The following is a 19189-nucleotide window of genomic DNA, read 5'->3' as shown; positions in this document are numbered from 1 at the left end:
CCGGTCCTGACGGGTCGCCCTGCATTTCTTAACGCTTTCTTTACGCCTCCCAAGGGGCTTACGTCTCGATCCTTTACGAGACTCCTCCCGACAATGCTCTCCATCAGCGGTCGTGCCGCGTAAAGGAGAGAGTCATGAGCGTTCTGGATAGCCTGTGCCTGCTATTGGCCGTGGGCCTGTTCGTGTACCTGCTGGTGGCGCTGATGCGCGCCGACCGTTCGTGAGGCCGCGACCATGAGCACTGCCGATGGCTTGTTGATTGTCCTGTTTTTGGCGTTGTTTCTAGCGCCAGCGCCTCTTCTGGGGCGTTTTTTCTACCGTGCCCTCGAAGGCGAGCGCACCTGGCTTACCCCGGTCCTGGCGCCGCTGGAGCGGGTGGGCTATCGCCTTGGTGGTATTGACGCCCGGCAGGAGCAGAGCTGGCAGCAATACGCCCTGGCACTGCTCATGTTCAATCTGGTCGGCTTGCTGGCCTTGTTCCTGATGCTTCTGCTGCAAGCGTATCTGCCGCTCAATCCACAGCATCTGCCGGGGCTTGAATGGACCCTGGCACTGAACACGGCGATCAGCTTTGTCACCAACACCAACTGGCAGGCCTATAGCGGTGAGGCGGCGCTGTCGTATTTCAGTCAGATGGTAGGGTTGGGCGTACAGAACTTCGTGAGCGCTGCGACCGGGATTGCCGTGCTGGTAGCCTTGAGCCGCGGCATTACCCGACGCAGCGCGCTGGCATTGGGCAATTTCTGGGTCGATCTGACCCGCGCGACGCTTTATATCCTGCTGCCGCTCAGCCTGGTGCTGGCCGTGTTGCTGATCTGGCAGGGCGTGCCGCAAACCTTCTCGGCCTATATCGACGCCCAAACGGTCCAGGGCGGTACGCAAGCCTTGCCGCTGGGGCCAGCCGCCAGTCAAATCGCCATCAAGCAGTTGGGCACCAATGGCGGTGGCTTTTTCGGCGTGAACTCCGCGCACCCCTTCGAAAACCCGACGGCGCTGAGCAATCTCCTGGAAATGGTCTCGCTGCTGCTGATCCCGGCCGCACTGGTGTTTACCTTTGGCCATTATGTGAGGGATCTGCGGCAGAGCCGGGCGATTCTGGCCTGCATGCTGGGCCTTTTGCTGATCGGCGTAGGCGTATCGCTGTGGTCCGAATGGCAGAGCAATCCGGCCCTGGCCTCGCTGGCGGTTGAGCAGGGCGCCTCGCTGGAGGGCAAGGAAAGCCGCTTCGGCATCACGGCCTCGGTGCTCTGGTCGGTTGCCACCACGGCGGCCTCCAACGGGTCGGTCAATGCAATGCATGACAGCCTTTCGCCGCTGTCCGGGCTGGTGGCATTGTTCAACATGATGCTGGGCGAGGTCATCTTTGGCGGGGTAGGCGCCGGGCTCTACGGCATGTTGCTCAACGTGCTGATCGCGGTGTTCCTGGCCGGGCTTATGGTGGGGCGCACCCCGGAGTACCTGGGCAAGAAGCTTGAAGCACGGGAAGTTCGCCTGCTGGTGGCAACACTCCTGGTCATGCCGCTGGGCGTGCTGGTGCTGGGGGCTCTGGCCATCAGCTTGCCGGGACCGGTATCGGCCATCAGCAACCCCGGCCCCCACGGCTTCAGCCAATTGCTTTATGCCTATACCTCCGCCACCGCCAATAACGGCTCGGCCTTTGGCGGGTTCGGTGCCAACACGCCCTTTCACAATCTGATGCAGGGGCTGGCCATGCTGCTTGGCCGTTATGGCTACATCCTGCCGGTACTGGCCATTGCCGGGAGCCTCGCCGCCAAGCGTACTGTACCGCAGGGGCCAAACAGCTTTCCTACTCACGGCCCGCTGTTCGTCACGCTGCTAACCCTGACCATCCTCCTGGTAGGTGGCCTGACCTTCCTGCCGACCCTGGCCCTTGGGCCGATTGCCGATCAACTGATGCTTTTCGGTGGACATTGATATGAACATGCATACCCAACCGACCACTGCTGCCGATACGCCTGCGCCCGGCAAACCGCTCTGGCAGGCCGCGCTGGTCCAGGCCTTTGTGAAGCTAGACCCACGGCAGTTGGTGCGCTCGCCGATCATGTTCGTCGTGGAGCTGACTGCCGTCTTCACCACCGTGCTGTGCTTTTTGCCGCAAGCCGGAGTGAGTACCGCCGTGGCCGTACAAATCACTTTGTGGCTGTGGTTCACGGTGCTCTTTGCCAACTTTGCCGAAGCCCTGGCCGAAGGACGCGGCAAGGCGCGTGCCGATAGCCTGAAAGGCGTAGGGCAGGACCTCATGGCCCGTCGCCAGACCGCGGACGGTCTGTTTGAGATGGTGCCGGCCGTGGGGTTGCGCAAAGGAGATGTGGTCCGCGTCGAGGCAGGTGAGCTGATTCCGGGAGATGGTGAGGTCGTTCAGGGGATCGCTGCTGTCAACGAGGCGGCCATTACAGGCGAATCCGCCCCGGTCATCCGTGAGTCCGGCGGGGATCGCTCGGCCGTAACCGGCAATACGCAGATCGTCTCGGACTGGCTGTTGGTGCGCATCACGACCAATCCGGGCGAATCTACGCTGGATCGCATGATCGCCCTGGTGGAAGGGGCCAAGCGGCAGAAGACGCCTAACGAGGTCGCGCTGGATATCCTGCTAATCGGCCTGACGCTCATCTTTCTCTTGGTGGTCGCTACGCTTCAGCCCTTTGCTCGCTATGCCGGTGGCGACCTGCCCATGCTGTACTTGGCGGCGCTGCTGGTGACGTTGATTCCGACCACTATTGGCGGCCTGCTTTCAGCCATTGGCATTGCCGGAATGGATCGTCTGGTGCGACTGAACGTGATTGCCAAATCCGGCCGTGCTGTGGAGGCTGCCGGGGACGTGCATACGCTGCTGCTGGACAAGACCGGCACCATCACCTTTGGCAACCGCCGGTGCAGCGCCATGTATACGGCAAGCGGCATTACGGCCAAACAGCTGGCTGAAGGCGCCCTGCTGGCGTCACTGGTGGACGATACCCCTGAGGGCAAATCCATCGTTGAATACCTGCGGGCCCTGCATCCCATGAACGAGCCTGCCCGTGATGCGGTCACGCCGATCACCTTTAGCGCCGAGACACGCCTGTCCGGTATTGATTGGGACGGCCACGTCTACCGCAAGGGGGCAGTGGACGCCGTGCTGCGTTTTCTAGGCATGACACGCAGCCATCTGCCCGATGTGCTGGCCCGTGAGATCGACCGCATTGCCAAGGATGGCGGTACGCCGCTGCTGGTCTGTGCCGATGGGCAGCTGCTTGGGGCCATTCACCTGAAGGATGTGGTCAAGCCCGGTATCCGAGAGCGTTTCGCCGAGCTGCGCAAGCTGGGTATCCGCACCGTGATGGTAACCGGTGACAACCCGCTGACCGCCGCGGCGATTGCGGCCGAGGCGGGTGTTGATGATGTGATCGCCGAAGCCACGCCTGAGAAAAAGCTGGCCCGCATCCGTGAGGAACAGGCGGACGGCAAGCTGGTCGCCATGTGCGGTGATGGAGCCAACGATGCTCCGGCGCTGGCCCAGGCTGATGTGGGCATGGCCATGAACGACGGCACCCAGGCGGCCCGCGAAGCGGCCAACCTGGTGGATCTGGACTCCGACCCTACCAAGCTTCTGGATGTCGTGCAGGTGGGCAAGGAGCTATTGGTTACACGTGGTGCGCTAACCACCTTTTCCATCGCCAATGACGTGGCCAAGTACTTCGCCATTCTGCCGGCATTGTTCGCCAGTATTTATCCGCAGTTGGGTGCACTTAACGTGATGGGTCTGCACAGTCCGCAAAGCGCGATTCTGTCTGCCATTGTGTTCAATGCCCTGATCATCGTGGTGCTGATACCCCTGGCGCTACGCGGTGTGCGTATCCAGGCCGCCAATGCTAGCCAATTACTGCGCCGTAACCTGCTGATCTATGGCCTCGGCGGCCTGCTGGTGCCGTTCGTGGGAATCAAGCTGATCGATATGCTGTTGACTGCCGCAGGGCTGGCCTGAGCGGCCGGTCTTCCTTAGGAGAATCGTTATGTTTGCGCACGTTCGTCCCGCCCTGGCCATGATGCTGGTCCTGAGCCTGATCACTGGAGTGGCCTACCCGCTGGTGGTCGCTGGTGTCGGGCAGACCGCCTTTGCCAGCCAGGCCAATGGAAGTCTGATTCGCAACCCGGCGGGTCAGGTCATCGGCTCGGCATTGATCGCTCAGCCCTTTACCGGAAACCAATGGTTCCACCCGCGTCCCTCGGCGGGTGATTTTGCCACGGTGTCCAGCAGTGCGAGCAATCTCGCGGCGTCCAACCCGGCACTGGTACAGCGAATCGCCGAGTCGCTGGGAAATGAGCAGGGCAGTGGGCCGACGCCGCTGGCGTTGGTCATGACGTCGGGCAGCGGGCTTGACCCGGATTTGCCACCGGCTGCCGCCCGTTATCAGATCGCCCGGATAGCCCAGGCGCGCGGCATACCGGCCGATGAGCTGGAAAAACTGGTCGTCGAGCATACGGAACGCTCGCTGATCGGGCCGCCAGTGGTTAATGTGCTGCAACTTAATCTGGCCCTAGATGAGCGTACGCGATGACCGATGCCGCCGAGCGCGCCGATGCACTGCTTGCCGACCACGCCGAAGGACGTGGCCGGCTAAAGGTATTCCTGGGCGCGGCGCCCGGTGTCGGCAAGACCTACGCCATGCTCCAGGCCGCCCAAGCTTTGCAGCGACAGGGCGTGGACGTGCGGATCGGCGTTGTGGAAACCCACCGACGCGCGGAGACCGAAGCCTTGGTCGCCGGTCTTACGCAACAACCGCTACGGCGATACGACTACCGGGGCATGCATCTGGCGGAGCTGGATCTGGACGGTGTACTCGCCAATCCACCCCGGCTCGTGCTGGTCGATGAGCTGGCGCATACCAATGCGCCGGGGAGCCGCCACGCCAAGCGCTGGCAAGACATCGAAGAACTCCTGGCCGCCGGGATCGATGTCTACACCACCGTCAACGTCCAGCATCTGGAAAGCCTGAACGATCAGGTTCGTGATGTGACCGGCGTACAGGTGCGCGAGACCGTGCCGGACCGGCTGTTGCAGGATGCCTATGAGATCGTTCTGATCGACCTGCCGCCGCGCGAGCTGTTGGAGCGGCTGCGCGAGGGTAAGGTCTATGTGCCCGAGCAGGCGCGGGCTGCCATCGATGCCTTTTTCAGCCAGACCAACCTTACTGCCCTGCGCGAGATGGCCATGCAGACGGCAGCGGCGCGGGTCGACTCGGATCTGGCCCGGCGTTATCGCGCCCAGGGGGAGGATGCTCCGGCGCTCCTGGGGCGTCTGCTGGTAGCGGTCAACGGTGACGGCCAGGCGGAGCGGCTGGTGCGCCATGCGAGTCGAGTGGCGGAGCGCCGGCACCTGCCGTGGAGCCTGGTACATGTCGAGACCGGGCGGACACAGGACGAGGCCGAGCGCGCCCGCCTGCAAGCCGCCCAGCGTCTGGCCGAGCGGCTCGGGGGCGAAGTGATCATTCTACGGGCCGGAGAGGTGGCGAAATCCCTGGTGAATTACGCCGTGGAAACGCGGGCCAGCTTGTTGCTGGTTGGGCGCAGCCGGCCCACCTGGGTTCGCCGTCTGTTTGGTACTGGGTTGGCCTCGCGCTTGCTACAGTTCGAGGCGGGGCTTGAGATCAGTGTGCTGGATGCCCGTGAGGAGGTAGGCACCTCCCTGCCAAAGGTGCCCCAACGCAATGGCCGGGATTACCTGCTGGCGATCGGTGCTACCGTGGGCGCTGCTCTTCTGGCCAAGGCCGCCTCCAGCCTGCTGGAGCTTCCCAATATTTCGCTGGTATTCCTGACCGCCGTTTTGCTGGTCGCCATTCGCAGTAGCCGTGGTCCGGCCATCCTGTGCGCGGTTCTGAGCTTTCTGACCTATAACTTTCTGTTCATCCCACCGTTGTTCTCGTTCACCATTCAACGTGAGCAGGATGTGCTGACGCTCATGTTCTTTCTGTTCATGGCAACGCTCACCGGTAATCTGGCGGCCCGCCAGCGGGGGCAGCTGAACAGCCTTAGACAGGCCCAGACCGAAACCGGCGCCCTGCTGGAGCTCTCCCGCAAGCTGACGGCCGCCACTGACCGGCAGGCAGTACTGAAAGCTGCGGCGCAGCAACTGGGCTCCGCCGACATCGAGGTCTGCCTGATGAGCCGGGATAGCCATGAACAGTGGCATGTCGAGGCTGGAACCTCTAGCGTCCTGAATGAAAGCGAGCGTGCCGCGGCTGACTGGGCGTGGAAGCACGAGCAGCCAGCGGGCCATGGAACGGATACCTTGCCCCATGGGCGTTGGTGGTGGTGGCCCCTGGCGTCCGAAGAAGGCCCCCTGGCCCTGCTGGGGATTGCCTTGAAAGACGGCAAGAGCCTGAATGCCGAGCAGCGCCGGCTGTTTGCTGCGCTGGGTCAGCCACTGGCCCAGGCGCTGGCGCGGGCGCGTCTGGCCGAAGACCTGGAGGCTGCACGCCTGCATGGGGAAACCGAGCAGCTACGCAGCGCCTTGCTGGCCTCCGTATCGCATGACCTGCGCACCCCGCTTACCGCCATGCGCGGCTCTATCGACACACTGGCCACGCTGGGCGACAGTATCAGCGCCGAGGATCGCCAATCGCTTCTAGACACGACACGCCTTGAGGCCGAACGTTTGGATCGGTATATCCAGAACCTGCTCGACATGACCCGGTTGGGTCATGGCGGGCTGCAGCTGGCCCGCGACTGGGTCTCCCCAGGCGACGTCGTGGCCAGCGCCCTGAGCCGACTGAAGCCTGTGCTGGCACCGCTGCATGTCGAAACATCGGTTCCCCCCGATATGCCGCTGCTCTATGTGCATCCTGCCCTGATCGAACAGGCCCTGATCAACGTATTGGAAAACGCGGCGCGGTTTTCCCCGGAGCACGGGCGCCTGCGCGTTGCGGTAGAGCATGACGATGAAGAGATCCGTCTGGCTGTGAGCGACCAGGGCCCCGGTATTCCAGAGGCGGAACGTGCCCGGATTTTCGATATGTTCTACACCGCTGCGCGGGGTGATAGAGGCGGACAGGGGACCGGGCTGGGACTGGCAATCTGCCAAGGCATGGTGGGCGCGCACGGCGGTCGCGTGACCGTTGATACCGGCCTGGACGGAAGGGGGGCGACCTTGACCCTGCATCTGCCGCTGCATCCGCAACCGCTCGGTGACAGCGAGGGCTGAGGCGTTTCGCCTTTCAATAACGTAGCATGCGGCAAGTGTTCGCTTTTTCTGAAGGCTTCCATGACCACAAATGCACCCTTGATCCTGATCGTCGATGACGAGCCGCAGATTCGCAAATTTCTGCGCATCAGCCTGACGGCTCAAACCTATCGGGTCATCGAGGCTGCCACCGGTGCAGAAGGGTTGGCCAAGACGGCACTGGAGCGGCCTGATCTGGTCGTGCTGGACCTGGGCCTGCCGGATGAAGATGGGCAGGCCATCCTCAAGGAAATTCGTGAATGGTCGTCCGTACCGGTACTTATTCTGTCGGTCCGGGCAGATGAGCAGGAAAAAGTCCGTGCACTGGATGCAGGGGCGAATGACTACGTCACCAAGCCCTTCGGCATTCAGGAGTTTCTGGCCCGGGTACGGGTATTGTTAAGGCAGGGTGTGGCCCAGCTGCAGACGGAGTCAGCCCTGAGCTTGGGTGCGCTCAAGGTAGATTTTGCTTTTCGCCGCGTCACGGTGCAGGACAGTGACATCGCCCTGACGCGTAAGGAATATGCAGTGCTTGAACACCTTGCCCGTCATCTGGGGCGCGTGGTGACCCAGCAACATCTGCTCAGGGAAATCTGGGGCCCGTCCCATGTCGAGGACACCCATTACCTACGTGTCGTGGTAGGGCACTTGCGGCAGAAGCTGGGCGATGACCCTGCTGCTCCGCAGTACATCATCACCGAGCCTGGGGTCGGCTACCGGCTACGTGACAGGCACGATGCCTGAGCCCATCCCTGGGCGCTGGCGGATTACGCTTCGAGCATCTGCTCGCGACTGTACTGAAGTGCAGCCTGAGCGCGCTTGATCAGGTCCTCTTCTTCAGTCTGGGCCAAGACGGTATTGGCCAGCAGTTCGATGTTCTGCAGATGAGTCATCTTTTCATCCCGACTTATATTGTCGAGCATGCCAAGTTCTTCGATCCGGTCTTCACACCGGGTGAGCAAGCGATTGTGAAAGTCGTACTGGGATTCGTAGTGCTTGGTACGACGGGCACGGCGAGGGGTACTGATTACCTGATCGGTACTAGGCGCTAAAGTCATGATGTACTTCTCAATCATCAACTAAATCGTGGAATGGCAATATGCCATTTCCCGATCTGGCCGACCATACCTTGCGCCCGTAATGATTCATTTTGGAGATGAGCGGATACGTTTTTAGCACGTAAGGGCTCCCTTTCGATGAATGAAATGTCAGGGTAGCGATGTGAAATCATCCAATTGTCAAAAAAGCGTGAAAGACTGACCGGTGGGGTCGACCTGTGTCACGAAAGAGGCACTGCCTGTATCCGGTTTCCCTCACCTCAATTCGAACCATCCAGAACGATCGACGGTCGACTTTCTTGTACGGACCCTGGTATTGACGGGTCCGGAAATCGACGTGGAGGTAGAAAGATGGTTTCCAGAATAGGCATGGTCGGACTCACCCTATGTGCCGTGCTGCTCAGTGGCTGCTTTGGCAGCTCCGATGACAAATCCAGCGAATCCAGCTCCGAGAAGGCATCCATCCAGATGCACTCGCCCCAGGACGACGCCACCGGCCAGGACAACCAGGACGCCAACAGCGGCAAGTAAGGCAATAGGGCGCGATTGAAGGTTGGCGGCCTGCCCGGCAGGTCGCCCGGAGCAGGAAGGTAAGGCATGGCGAACACCGAGGATCTGAAACTGCTGGAAGAGCTGCTTCTGGCACGAGGCCCGGGCGGGCAGGAGGATGAAGTCAGGCGCATCTGCCTGCGTGAGCTCAAACGCAGCTGTGATGAGGTATGGGTCGACGCGGCCGATAACGTAATCGGGGTTGTGCGGGCCACCGAAGGGATTTCCCGGGAAGAGGCTGCACAGCGCAGCGTCGTGATCATGGCGCACCAGGATGAAATCGCCATGGTCGTCAAACGCGTCAACTCTGACGGTACGTTGAGCGTCGTCGCACTGGGCGGGGCCTTTCCGGTGAACTTTGGCATGTGCCCGGTGGATATCATGGGTGAGCATGCCCTGCTGCCAGGTGTACTGTCATTCGGAACCATGCACGCCACGCCCGAGTCGCCTCAAGGAGCCGATGTGCTCAGCGGCAATGTGCAGTGGAAGGATGTGCATGTGCTTACCCGGCGCTCGAAGGATGAGCTGGGCGAAGCAGGCATACGGGCTGGTACACGAGTTGTGCTGAGTCAGCATTGGCGCCAGCCCTTCAATGTTAAGGACGCTATCGCAGCCCATTTTCTGGATGACCGTGCGCCTATCGTGGCGACGCTCAAGGCCGCTGCGTTGACGGCTGCGCGCCGTTCCCTCCTCAAGCGCGATGCTGTGTTTGTCTTTACGACCAAGGAGGAGGAAACCAATGGCGGTGCTCAATATGCAGCCCGAACGCTGCCCGGTGAAATTGTCATTGCTGTCGAGGTAGGGCCTATCGCCGAGGAATACGATACACAGCTTAGCGCCGACCCGATTGTGCTGACCGGTGATGAAAAAGGGTTTTACTCGAAATCCGTAACGGACGAACTATTGCAGGCTGCCGAGCGTTGCGGACTCAATCCGCAACCGGCGCTCATGCCGGATTTTGCTTCCGATGCCAGTGCCATACTCAGTTCCGGCTCGAAAGGTAAGGCAGGGTGTATCGCCATCCCAACTGAAAATACCCATGGCTATGAGGTGATCCTGCATGACGGCATGGATGCTTGCGCCCGAACGCTGACGGAATACCTGATTGGCAAGCCTGTGAACGGATAGTGATCCCGTAGAGAAAGGCCATTCGGAGAATGGCCTCGTGTCCACTCAGACCGATACGCTGATCCGGGACGCCTTGGACGCATCCAATGAATAGTTGCTGACGCTCTGGTACTTGCGGATCACCGCTTGCGCCAGCAGGTTAACGGCATCATTGGCGGCTGTTGATGAGGTGCTGGCTGCACTGACCGTACCAGACGTGCTGCTATCGTCATTGTCCGTCTGCGCCATCATCGAGGCCTGCAATGCACGGCTCAATTCATCCTGACTGACTTCTCTGTTCTTGTCTTCGTCCAGTGTGGACATCAGCGACGTGCTGTTAGTGTCGTCCAGAGCGGCCAGTTCGAGGGTACTGAGTGTACCGCTGGCATCAGCATCCAGGCTGACGATCAGCTCGTCGGCCAGATCGTCGCTGTCTGCATCAGCTACCGGCAGGGGAGGCGGTAGTGGTGCGAATGCACTGGCAAATTCACGTTGGCTGATGCTATCGCTGCTGTCCTGATCTATCAGGCTGAGCAGCTGGTCGACATCAATTGCCGTGCTGTCGTCACTCTCTCCGCTGCTAGAGGCGGCTGCGGTCAGCTCGCTCTGGCTGATCGAACCATCACCGTCGGCATCCAGGGCCTTGAACAGATTCTTGAGTGAGTTTTCATCATCACTCGTGGTGCTGGCGGGTACGGTGGTGCTGTTCTTGTTAGCAGTGTAAGTGCTGAAATAGCTGGAATGACTGCTACCTATTCCACTGATCATGACGGGCTACCTGGCTGAGAAAGGGCTAAGGGGAGTTCTCAGGTTCAAGCTTCGCGCATGAGTATGTCGTGGGTATCGTGACTGTGTATCTGGCGAGATACACAGCGGTTGAAGGCATCATGCCGAGCGTATCGGCAGCATGATAAGGGCGGTCAGTCCACCGCCTGGGGTTTCTTCCAGGCGCAACGTGCCGCCTTGGTTTTGAATGGACTCCCGCGCAATGGCAAGGCCCAGCCCCACGCCGCCGGAGTTGCGGTTACGGGAGCCTTCCAGGCGGAAAAACGGCTCGAATACTGCCTCGCGGTATTGGGCAGAAATGCCGGGACCGTGATCGCGCACCTGTATTTCTATGGAGTCAGGATGTTCCTTCAATACGATTTCGGCGCTACCTCCGTAGCGCAGTGCATTATCGAGCAGGTTGGTCAGGCATGAGCGCAGGGCCATGGCCTGGGCCCGAACAGGCTTGCACTGGCCACTCAGCGATACATCGGCTCCGTCATCCAGGGCGTTTTCCGTCAGTGATTCAGCCAACGCCTGAATATCGAACAGCACCCAGGGCTCTTCACTGCGTTGCTCGCGCAGGTACTCCAGTGTTGCGTTGAGCAGGTTGATCATGTCGTCCACATCCTGCGTTACACGGCTGCGCAGTTGAGGATTGTCGATGTCTTCCAGCCTGAGCTTCACGCGGGCCAGTGGTGTACGCAGATCATGGGAAACCGCCGCCAGCATCCGTCCGCGTTGCTGGATCTGCGCCACGATGCGTTCGCGCATCTGGTTCATCACCCGTGCCGCTTCACGGGTTTCGTGAGGGCCCGTTTCTGGTATGGGAGGGCTGTCCAGGTTATCGCTCAGGTCCTGCGCTGCCGCGGTGAGACGGCTGATAGGGCGGGTCAGCAGACGGGCGCTGATCCAGGCAGCAACCAGCAGAGTGCCTAACTGGAAGGGGAACGGTCCGCCCAAAATCCAGCCAAGCTGACCCAATGCCGAACCCGGCGGTCCGGCAGGAGGCGGGAGCGATGGCTTGGTAAAAGGCGGCGGTGGGTGAGGACCACTGAATGCTGTGATCGCGGGTGGTGGTAGACGAGACTCAGCGCCTGGCGGCAGCAGGGGTGGGCCGGGCTGCCTTCCCATATAATGGAACCAGGCGAAGGCCAGCAGGTGGCCCAGTACGATGGCAATGACCAGTACGCCGAACAGACGCGCAAATAAGGTGTCCAGACGGCGCACGGGTCAGTTTCCGATTTTCTGGGCGTCGAACAGGTAGCCTTCGCCGCGCACCGTCTTGATAAGCGTTGGTGAGCGGGGGTCGTCTCCCAGCTTTTGCCTTAACCGTGAGACTTGCAGGTCGATACTCCGGTCGAACGCCTCGATGGCGCGTCCACGGGTGGCATCCAGTAGCTTGTCGCGGCTGAGCACCTGACGCGGGTGATCGATAAACACCCAGAGCATTCGCACCTCGGCGTTGGATAACGGAACGACCATGCCGTCCGGTGAGTGCAGCTGGTGCCGCACTCCATCGAGCTTCCAACCATCGAAGCGGATATGCGTGCGTGCAACATTCCGGCGTACGCCTCGCGTATCCTGAGTTCTACGCAGTACGGATTGAAGACGGGCGACTAGCTCCCGTGGTTCGAAGGGTTTGGCCATGTAGTCATCGGCACCCAGCTCAAGGCCGATGATCCGGTCCATGGGCTCCGACTGGGCCGTCAGCATCAGGATGGGAATGCTGCTGTCCTGACGCAGCCACCGGCACAAAGACAATCCATCTTCACCAGGCAACATCAGATCCAAAATGATGATGTCGTAGCTGTTGCCGCCCAGCTTCTGCCGCATCTCAGCGCCACTGGCCACGCCGTCGACATACAGATTGAAGCGTGCCAGATAATCACCGATCAGCTCGCGCATGGGGGCGTCGTCATCGACCAGTAAGACCCTGGCCGTCCAGCGGCTGGGCTCATCGGCAACGGGCGATGCAGGAAAAGGCTGGCGGTCCATAGATACCTGGCGAAAACAAAAAGGCAGGGCCGGAATGCTAGCGAGTCGCCCTACCGGCATCTATAGGTAGCGGCTGACCTTACCTCTTCTTTACAAACCGATACACTCGACCGATAAGAAGAACTAATGGATGGGTTTAACGTTATCAATGAAGTCGCTTGAATAAAGGCGAAAGCCAACTTCGAATAACCCCTGTTTCCAAGTGCTCAAACCATGCCCGAAGGCAGGCTGGGCAAGGGCTCCAGCTATTCATGCGCTTTTGGCAGGGCGGTTTGCCAGACCGTTCTCATCGGCACTTTGCCATGCTGCCTGACACCTGATTGTCATGCTATGTCCGCTTAATGGCGCTTCGCTTGGCCGAACTCCCCGTAGCTTTCCAGACCTAAATAACTCCAACAACCGTGAATTTAGGCTTGGAAATCGCTATGGCTGACGAACAGAAAACACTCACAACCCGTCAGGGGCACCCTGTCAGTAACAACCAGAGCCTGCGCAGCGTAGGCGAGCGCGGCCCGGCTACGCTGGAAAACTATCAGTTCATCGAAAAGATTACCCATTTCGACCGCGAGCGCATCCCGGAGCGCGTCGTGCATGCCCGTGGTACGGCGGCGCATGGTTATTTCGAACCCTATGGCAAGATCGGCGACGAGCCTGCCAGCAAATACACCCGAGCCAAGGTGCTCACCAAGACCGGCGTTCAGACGCCTATCTTCCTGCGCTTCTCCACCGTGATCGGTGGCAAGGAATCGCCCGAGACAGCTCAGGACCCCCGTGGCTTTGCCATCAAGTTCTATACTGAAGACGGTAACTGGGACCTGGTCGGTAACAACCTCAAGGTCTTCTTTATCCGTGATGCGATCAAGTTTCCGGACATGATCCACGCGTTCAAGCCGGACCCTGTCAGCAACCGTCAGGAGCCCTGGCGCTTCTATGACTTTGTGCAGCATCATCCTGAAGCGCTGCACATGGTGACCTGGGTCAAGAGCCCCTGGGGCCGCCCGGCCACCTACCGCAACATGCAAGGTTCCAGCGTAAACACCTACAAACTGGTAAATGACAAGGGTGAAGCGGTACTGTGTAAGTTCTCCTTCGAACCCAAGCAGGGTGTGAAGAACCTCACCAGCGAACAGGCTGCTGAAATCCAGAAAAATGACGTGGGGCATGCCACCCGCGACCTGTACGACGCCATCGAACGAGGCGAATTTCCCGAGTGGGAAATGTGCGTCCAGATCATGTCCGAGGATGAGCACCTGAACCTGGATTTCGATCCACTGGATGACACCAAGCGCTGGCCGGAAGACAAGTTTCCGCTGCTGCCGGTAGGCCGAATCGTCCTGAATCGCAATCCGTCCAATGTCTTTGCCGAGACCGAGCAGTCTGCCTTTGGTACTGGCGTGCTGGTAGACGGTATCGACTTCTCCGACGACAAGATGCTGCAGGGCCGGACGCTGTCGTATTCAGATACCCAACGTTATCGCGTAGGCGCCAACTACCTGCAACTCCCGATCAATGCGGCGAAAACAACGGTAGCCACCAACCAGCGCGACGGCTTCATGGCCTACAACGTGGATAATGGTGGAGAAAACCCTCATGTGAACTACGAGCCCAGCACCCAAGGCGGTCTGCGTGAAGCACCCAAGCCCAAGAAGGACTACCACCAGTGGGTCGAAGGGCATCTGGGACGTTATCAGACCACCAAGACTGCGGCGGATTACAAGCAGGCCGGTGACCGCTATCGCACCTTCGAGGACTGGGAGCGTGAGGACCTGATCAACAACATCACAGGCGATTTGAAGCAGTGCCCGGAAAACATCCAGCTGCGGATGATCTGGCACTTCTGGCATTGCGATCCGGATTACGGTCAGCGTCTGGCCGACGGTGTGGGTGTTGATATCGAAAAGGCCAAGGCACTGCCTCCGTTGGAAGGCCGTCCGGTACCGGGCCAGGATCTGGACGTGACCCTCTATGACACCGGCGAGCCGGAAGGGGATAGCAAAAACAATCCCACGCAGGCCAGCGTCATGACTGACAGCGTCAAGTAATTTCCCCAAAAGGCCGTTGAGGCCTGGTTTGGCGGCTACGTCGACTCATGAGCGACGTAGCCGCTTTTTTATTCAAGCGGCAGTCCCAGCTCCTTTTCGATTTCCACCTTGGAGATGCCAAAGTGGGTCATCAGAAAAATGATCTGGCTTTCCAGCCCATGTGGCGCATCTTCGGCTTCTAACGTATCCAGCGATTCCATCTCACCTTCTTCATCCTCCGGCGCCTCGTCCGTACGAATGCTGATGACATCGGGCTGGTTGGCCCCTGACGCATCGCGAACCAGTTCATCCAGAGCCGATTCCCGGATACCGGCCTGACGGGCACGCTCCGCCAGCTCAGCCGCAACGTGCTCGATATGGGTACGTTCCGACAGCCATTGCCGAAAGCTGACGCAGGCCAGCATGGCCTCGGTGCGTTCATCGCAATAGGCCACATAGGCTTCGAAAAGCGGATGTTCGCGGTCACCGTCCAGAACGGCTCCCAGGACATGCTCTTCACTGTTCAATGACTCGATGCTCATGCAGACCTCATCTTCGATTTGAATATGTACCTGTAAACAAGGAGGCTTGAAACAACGCGCAAGTTCAAAGCCTGTATGCAAAGTACGCAGCATAAGACGGCTAGGGTTTCATTCATCACCGCAAGGTCGGAAAATGGTAATGACTCTTACTTGCTACGGTGAAGAGTTTTGATCCCGCGGAGCCAATGTGGAATAGTGCCCGCTTTTTTCGCCTTATCGTTAATGGCCCTGTGGGCTATCAGGTCACTCATGTTCAAGCGCTCATTTTTGTCTCTCTGTCTGTTTTCCCTGGCGGTTGTTTTCGCCCAAGCGGTTCAAGCCAATCCGATCATGCTCAATGATGGCGAGCACACCCTTACCTTGCCAGAAGCACCCAAGCGTGTCGTAGCGCTGGAGTTTTCCTTTGTCGATGCGCTGGCTTCGATTCATGTCTCGCCGGTGGGCGTTGCCGATGACGGCGATGCCAGCCGCGTCCTGCCTCGCGCTCGGGAAGCCATTGGTGAGTGGACGTCTGTCGGTTTGCGCTCGCAACCCAATATCGAGGTCATTGCCCGGCTGAAGCCGGACCTCATCATTGCAGACGAGAGCCGTCATGCCGGTCTCTATGACGAACTCTCCAGCATTGCCCCTACGCTGCTGCTGCCGTCTCGCGGAGAGAATTACGAAAGCAGCCTTACCTCAGCTGAATTGATCGGCAAGGCGCTGGACCGTTCCGTGGACATGCAGGATCGTATCTCGGGCAATCGCCAGCACCTCAAGGACATTGCGGCGAATATTCCTGCCAACACCCAGGTTCTGTTTGGTGTGGCCCGGGAAGACAGCTTTTCCGTACACGGTCCTGACTCATATGCTGGCAGCGTGCTTAAGACCATTGGCCTGACGGTACCAAGCGTGCGTGCTGGCGCAGCACCGACCGAGTTCGTGAGCCTCGAACAGCTCCTGGCGCTAAACCCCGGCTGGCTGCTGGTCGGGCATTATCGCCACCCGAGTCTGGTGGATGCCTGGAGCAAACAGCCGCTGTGGCAGGCCCTCGGTGCGGTACAGGCCGGGCATGTGGCCGATGTGGACGGTAACGTCTGGGCACGCAACCGCGGCATCATGGCGTCCGAGCAGATTGCCGAGGATGCGCTGAAGATCCTGACCGGCAAGGACCAAGAGTGAGCCGTACCCTGGCGCTGTGCTTTGCTTTCGGGGCGATGAGTGCGGTAGGCCTTGGGCTGTTCTGGTTGTCGTTATCGGTCTACTCGCCCTTCGTCATTACCCGGCAGGATGCCTTCCACGGGCTGTTTTCCGGCGGCCAGGGCGGTACGCAGATTGCCTTTGTTGTTGCGCAGCTGCGTGTGCCCCGAGCAATGGCGGCCGCCCTGGTAGGGGCTGCATTGGCTATGGCGGGCGCGCTCATGCAGGGCATTACTCGGAATGAGCTGGCATCGCCTTCTCTGTTTGGTGTCACGGCGGGAGCGGCGCTGGGGCTGGCGCTCTTTTCAACCGGATTGATGGCGCTGCCATTGCCGGGCGGTGCCATGATCATGACCCTGCTGGGCGGTGCGTTTGCCTGGGGGATCGTGTTCAGCCTGGGCAAAGCGTGGTCGGTGGGGGATACCCAGGGCCGTCTGGTACTGGCCGGTGTGATTGTCGCGGCGCTGTGCGCGGCGTTGACACGGCTGACCATCATTCTGGTCGAGGATCAGGCGCAGAATGTCCTGAACTGGCTGGCAGGCTCCTTTGCCAACGTCACTTACAGCCAGGTTGGACTGCTGTGGCCTGCCGTGCTGATCGGCAGCGTCCTGGCGCTGGCCTGCGCGCCCCGGCTCAATCTCATCAATCTGGGCGATGACGCGGCCCGCTCGCTGGGTGTTCGGCTTGCCGGGCTGCGGCTGCTGGTCTTTGCGGTCAGCCTGTTGCTGGTAGGCGCGAGCGTCTGTGCTATCGGGCCGATCGGCTTTGTCGGTCTGGTCGCGCCCAACATGGCCCGCTACTGGCTGGGGCACGATTACCGTGTGCTGGTGCCCGCCAGTGCCGCTCTTGGCGCGGTCATCGTTCTGGCCTCCGATATCCTGGCTCGCGCAGTGGCGTTTCCGGCTGAAACGCCGGCTGGTGTAGTGACGGCTCTGGTGGGGGCGCCGTTTTTCCTATGGCTGGCGAGGCGCTCCCGATGAGCCGTCCTGCCGCTAGCCTGATCGCGCTTATTGCCGTATTGCTTGTCGTCTGCCTGGCGAGTCTGTGCATCGGCACGCAATGGTTGAGCCCTGTCGAGGCGATCCAGCACGTTATCGCCCATGACGCGCAGGACTTTCTTGTCTGGCGGCATCGTCTGCCGCGAACATTAATCGCTGTGCTGGCCGGAGGAAGCTTTGCCCTGGCAGGCGCGTTGGTACAGGGCGTGATTCGCAACCCGCTCGCTTCACCCGAGATTCTGGGGGTAACCCAGGGTGCAGGGCTGGCGTTGACCATTGCGCTGATCTATTTCCCTGCGCTTTCGCTTGTCTGGCTACCCGGGGTAGCCTGCCTTGGGGGTGCGTTTGGCGCAGGTGCCCTGGCACTCTACAGTGCCGGACGATCCTTTTCCGGGGTACGTTTTGCGTTATCGGGCGTGGCGATTTCACTCACCCTTGGCAGCGTGATTGAGTTTCTAATCTTGTCTCACCCTCTTAACATCAATACCGCCCTGCTAGCCCTGACCGGTAGCCTATGGAGCCGCACCTGGCACCATGTTGGACTGGCCGTACCGCTGCTGGCAGGGCTGCCCTTGGCGCTTATGCTGGCCAAACCTCTCAATCTGATTGGGTTGGGCGATGAAGCCGCTTCGGGACTGGGGGTTCGCCTGGGCCCAGCACGACTCGCCGTGCTGGTACTGGCCGTGATCCTGACAAGTCTGGGCGTGGCGATCATCGGGCCGGTCAGCTTTATCGGTCTGGTCGCACCGCATCTTGCGCGCCGCCTGATCGGTGGCCGTCATCAGTGGCTACTGCTAGCAAGCGCCATTGTAGGCGCCATTCTGCTGGTACTGGCCGATACCTTGGGGCGAGGACTGATCCCACCGGTTGAGATTCCAGCCGGTATTCTCACGGCCATCATTGGCGCGCCGTATTTTCTATGGCTGCTCACGCGGCTCAAGGGGTGACTCCATGCTCGAAGCAGTCGCATTGACACTGGGATATGGCAGCAAGGCCATTGTCGACACGCTTCACTTCAAGGCACCTGCCGGCCAGGTGACAGCCTTGATCGGCCCCAACGGCTGTGGCAAGTCGACCTTGCTCAAAGCCTTTGCCCGAGTGCTAGCACCCACGCAAGGCGAAATAAGGTTGGGCGGTAGGGCGTATGCCTCTCTGTCTGCGAAGGAGATCGCTCGGCAGGTTGCCTTTCTGCCGCAAGTGTTGCCTGTGCCGGAGGGGGTGACGGTCGAACAGCTGGTGGGCTACGGTCGTAGCCCACATAACGGCCTTTGGGGACGTCTGCGTCAGATGGACAAACCCCATGTGGAAGCTGCGCTTGAACGCATGGGGCTTGGCGAGCTGCGTGGTCAGCTGCTGGCGGACCTTTCCGGTGGCCAGCGTCAGCGCGCCTGGCTGGCCATGGTATTGGCGCAGGATGCATCCGTGGTTCTGCTGGACGAACCCACAACCTATCTGGATATCTGCCATCAGGTCGAGCTGCTCGAACTGATGCAGTCGCTTGCAGGAGAGGGCAAGACCGTAATCACCGTCCTGCACGACCTGAACCAGGCCTGTCGCTATGCTGATCACTTGGCTGTGATGAAGCAGGGAGTATTGCAGGCGGTTGGATCGCCCCGTGAAATCATGAGCCCGACGTTGATCCAGCAAGTGTTTGGCGTATCGGCCCACGTCATGGACGAGCCGTATACAAGAGCGCCCATGTGCATTATCAAGGGTATTGCCTGAATTCTGCTTTTATTACTCAAATGCAGCGCAA

The 19189-nt window shown here is 60.2% G+C and carries 18 protein-coding genes; 13 read left to right on the top strand and 5 right to left on the bottom strand.

Annotated features, from left to right (window positions below):
* Window positions 1-134 precede the first annotated feature (134 nt).
* From kdpF to QWJ10_RS13200, 6 genes are read left to right on the top strand one after another with little or no spacing between them, the layout of a single operon-like run.
* Window positions 135-224 (top strand): K(+)-transporting ATPase subunit F, encoded by a 90-nt coding sequence (kdpF, locus tag QWJ10_RS13225; RefSeq protein WP_010795812.1) that lies wholly within the window; start codon window positions 135-137, stop codon window positions 222-224.
* A gap of 10 nt (window positions 225-234) precedes the next feature.
* Entirely contained in the window at window positions 235-1935 is a 1701-nt protein-coding gene (gene kdpA, locus QWJ10_RS13220; protein WP_289926981.1) for a potassium-transporting ATPase subunit KdpA, read from the top strand.
* Window position 1936: 1 nt separating this feature from the next.
* Window positions 1937-3982 carry a potassium-transporting ATPase subunit KdpB gene (gene kdpB / locus QWJ10_RS13215; protein WP_289926979.1) on the top strand — a complete coding sequence of 682 codons (2046 nt, stop codon included), beginning with the start codon at window positions 1937-1939 and terminating at the stop codon, window positions 3980-3982.
* A gap of 28 nt (window positions 3983-4010) precedes the next feature.
* Window positions 4011-4556, top strand: a complete 546-nt coding sequence (kdpC, locus tag QWJ10_RS13210) for a potassium-transporting ATPase subunit KdpC (RefSeq protein WP_122041602.1) — start codon at window positions 4011-4013, stop codon at window positions 4554-4556.
* Window positions 4553-7198: a sensor histidine kinase KdpD gene (locus tag QWJ10_RS13205; protein ID WP_289926976.1), complete on the top strand. Its 2646-nt coding sequence runs from the start codon at window positions 4553-4555 to the stop codon at window positions 7196-7198. The genes kdpC and QWJ10_RS13205 overlap by 4 nt, the downstream gene beginning before the upstream one ends.
* 60 nt (window positions 7199-7258) lie before the next feature.
* Window positions 7259-7960 carry a response regulator gene (locus QWJ10_RS13200; RefSeq protein WP_289926974.1) on the top strand — a complete coding sequence of 234 codons (702 nt, stop codon included), beginning with the start codon at window positions 7259-7261 and terminating at the stop codon, window positions 7958-7960.
* A 23-nt stretch (window positions 7961-7983) separates the two neighbouring features.
* Here the strand turns inward: QWJ10_RS13200 and QWJ10_RS13195 are convergent, their stop codons facing one another.
* Window positions 7984-8274 carry a hypothetical protein gene (locus QWJ10_RS13195; protein ID WP_125887565.1) on the bottom strand — a complete coding sequence of 97 codons (291 nt, stop codon included), beginning with the start codon at window positions 8272-8274 and terminating at the stop codon, window positions 7984-7986.
* Window positions 8275-8625: 351 nt separating this feature from the next.
* Between QWJ10_RS13195 and QWJ10_RS13190 the strand changes: the two genes are divergently transcribed.
* On the top strand, window positions 8626-8805 hold the full coding sequence (locus tag QWJ10_RS13190) for a hypothetical protein (protein WP_074822038.1): 180 nt from the start codon (window positions 8626-8628) through the stop codon (window positions 8803-8805).
* A 66-nt stretch (window positions 8806-8871) separates the two neighbouring features.
* Window positions 8872-9951: a M42 family peptidase gene (locus tag QWJ10_RS13185; protein WP_289926969.1), complete on the top strand. Its 1080-nt coding sequence runs from the start codon at window positions 8872-8874 to the stop codon at window positions 9949-9951.
* A 45-nt stretch (window positions 9952-9996) separates the two neighbouring features.
* Here the strand turns inward: QWJ10_RS13185 and QWJ10_RS13180 are convergent, their stop codons facing one another.
* The 3 genes from QWJ10_RS13180 to QWJ10_RS13170 form a co-directional block, all read right to left on the bottom strand.
* Complete coding sequence (locus QWJ10_RS13180; RefSeq protein ID WP_197872584.1) at window positions 9997-10698, bottom strand: EF-hand domain-containing protein; 702 nt, start codon at window positions 10696-10698, stop codon at window positions 9997-9999.
* Between the two features lie 117 nt (window positions 10699-10815).
* Entirely contained in the window at window positions 10816-11925 is a 1110-nt protein-coding gene (locus QWJ10_RS13175; protein WP_289926965.1) for an ATP-binding protein, read from the bottom strand.
* Between the two features lie 3 nt (window positions 11926-11928).
* The gene (locus QWJ10_RS13170; RefSeq protein ID WP_073450417.1) at window positions 11929-12693 is read right to left on the bottom strand and encodes a response regulator transcription factor; all 765 of its coding nucleotides are present in this window, start codon (window positions 12691-12693) and stop codon (window positions 11929-11931) included.
* Window positions 12694-13118: 425 nt separating this feature from the next.
* On the opposite strand from QWJ10_RS13170, the gene QWJ10_RS13165 reads away from it, so the two are divergent.
* Window positions 13119-14735 (top strand): catalase, encoded by a 1617-nt coding sequence (locus QWJ10_RS13165; RefSeq protein WP_289926962.1) that lies wholly within the window; start codon window positions 13119-13121, stop codon window positions 14733-14735.
* A 68-nt stretch (window positions 14736-14803) separates the two neighbouring features.
* On the opposite strand, the gene QWJ10_RS13160 is transcribed toward QWJ10_RS13165, so the two are convergent.
* Complete coding sequence (locus QWJ10_RS13160; RefSeq protein ID WP_010795799.1) at window positions 14804-15256, bottom strand: hypothetical protein; 453 nt, start codon at window positions 15254-15256, stop codon at window positions 14804-14806.
* Window positions 15257-15505: 249 nt separating this feature from the next.
* On the opposite strand from QWJ10_RS13160, the gene QWJ10_RS13155 reads away from it, so the two are divergent.
* Genes QWJ10_RS13155 through fecE form a run of 4 tightly spaced genes read left to right on the top strand, consistent with a single transcriptional unit; the run spans window position 15506 to window position 19158 of the window.
* The gene (locus QWJ10_RS13155) at window positions 15506-16417 is read left to right on the top strand and encodes a Fe(3+) dicitrate ABC transporter substrate-binding protein (RefSeq protein WP_289926960.1); all 912 of its coding nucleotides are present in this window, start codon (window positions 15506-15508) and stop codon (window positions 16415-16417) included.
* A gap of 35 nt (window positions 16418-16452) precedes the next feature.
* Window positions 16453-17415 carry an iron-dicitrate ABC transporter permease FecC gene (gene fecC / locus QWJ10_RS13150; RefSeq protein ID WP_289927242.1) on the top strand — a complete coding sequence of 321 codons (963 nt, stop codon included), beginning with the start codon at window positions 16453-16455 and terminating at the stop codon, window positions 17413-17415.
* Window positions 17412-18380, top strand: a complete 969-nt coding sequence (locus QWJ10_RS13145; RefSeq protein ID WP_289926957.1) for an iron chelate uptake ABC transporter family permease subunit — start codon at window positions 17412-17414, stop codon at window positions 18378-18380. The genes fecC and QWJ10_RS13145 overlap by 4 nt, the downstream gene beginning before the upstream one ends.
* Window positions 18381-18384: 4 nt before the next feature.
* Window positions 18385-19158: a Fe(3+) dicitrate ABC transporter ATP-binding protein FecE gene (gene fecE / locus QWJ10_RS13140; protein ID WP_289926955.1), complete on the top strand. Its 774-nt coding sequence runs from the start codon at window positions 18385-18387 to the stop codon at window positions 19156-19158.
* Window positions 19159-19189 lie beyond the last annotated feature (31 nt).

Origin of the sequence: Pseudomonas sp. WAC2, assembly GCF_030403525.1 — a bacterium.
In the GTDB taxonomy this organism is placed as follows: Bacteria; Pseudomonadota; Gammaproteobacteria; order Pseudomonadales; family Pseudomonadaceae; genus Chryseomonas; species Chryseomonas luteola.
The sequence above is the reverse complement of the archived record's forward strand: the minus strand, read 5'-3'. Positions and strand labels throughout refer to the sequence as shown.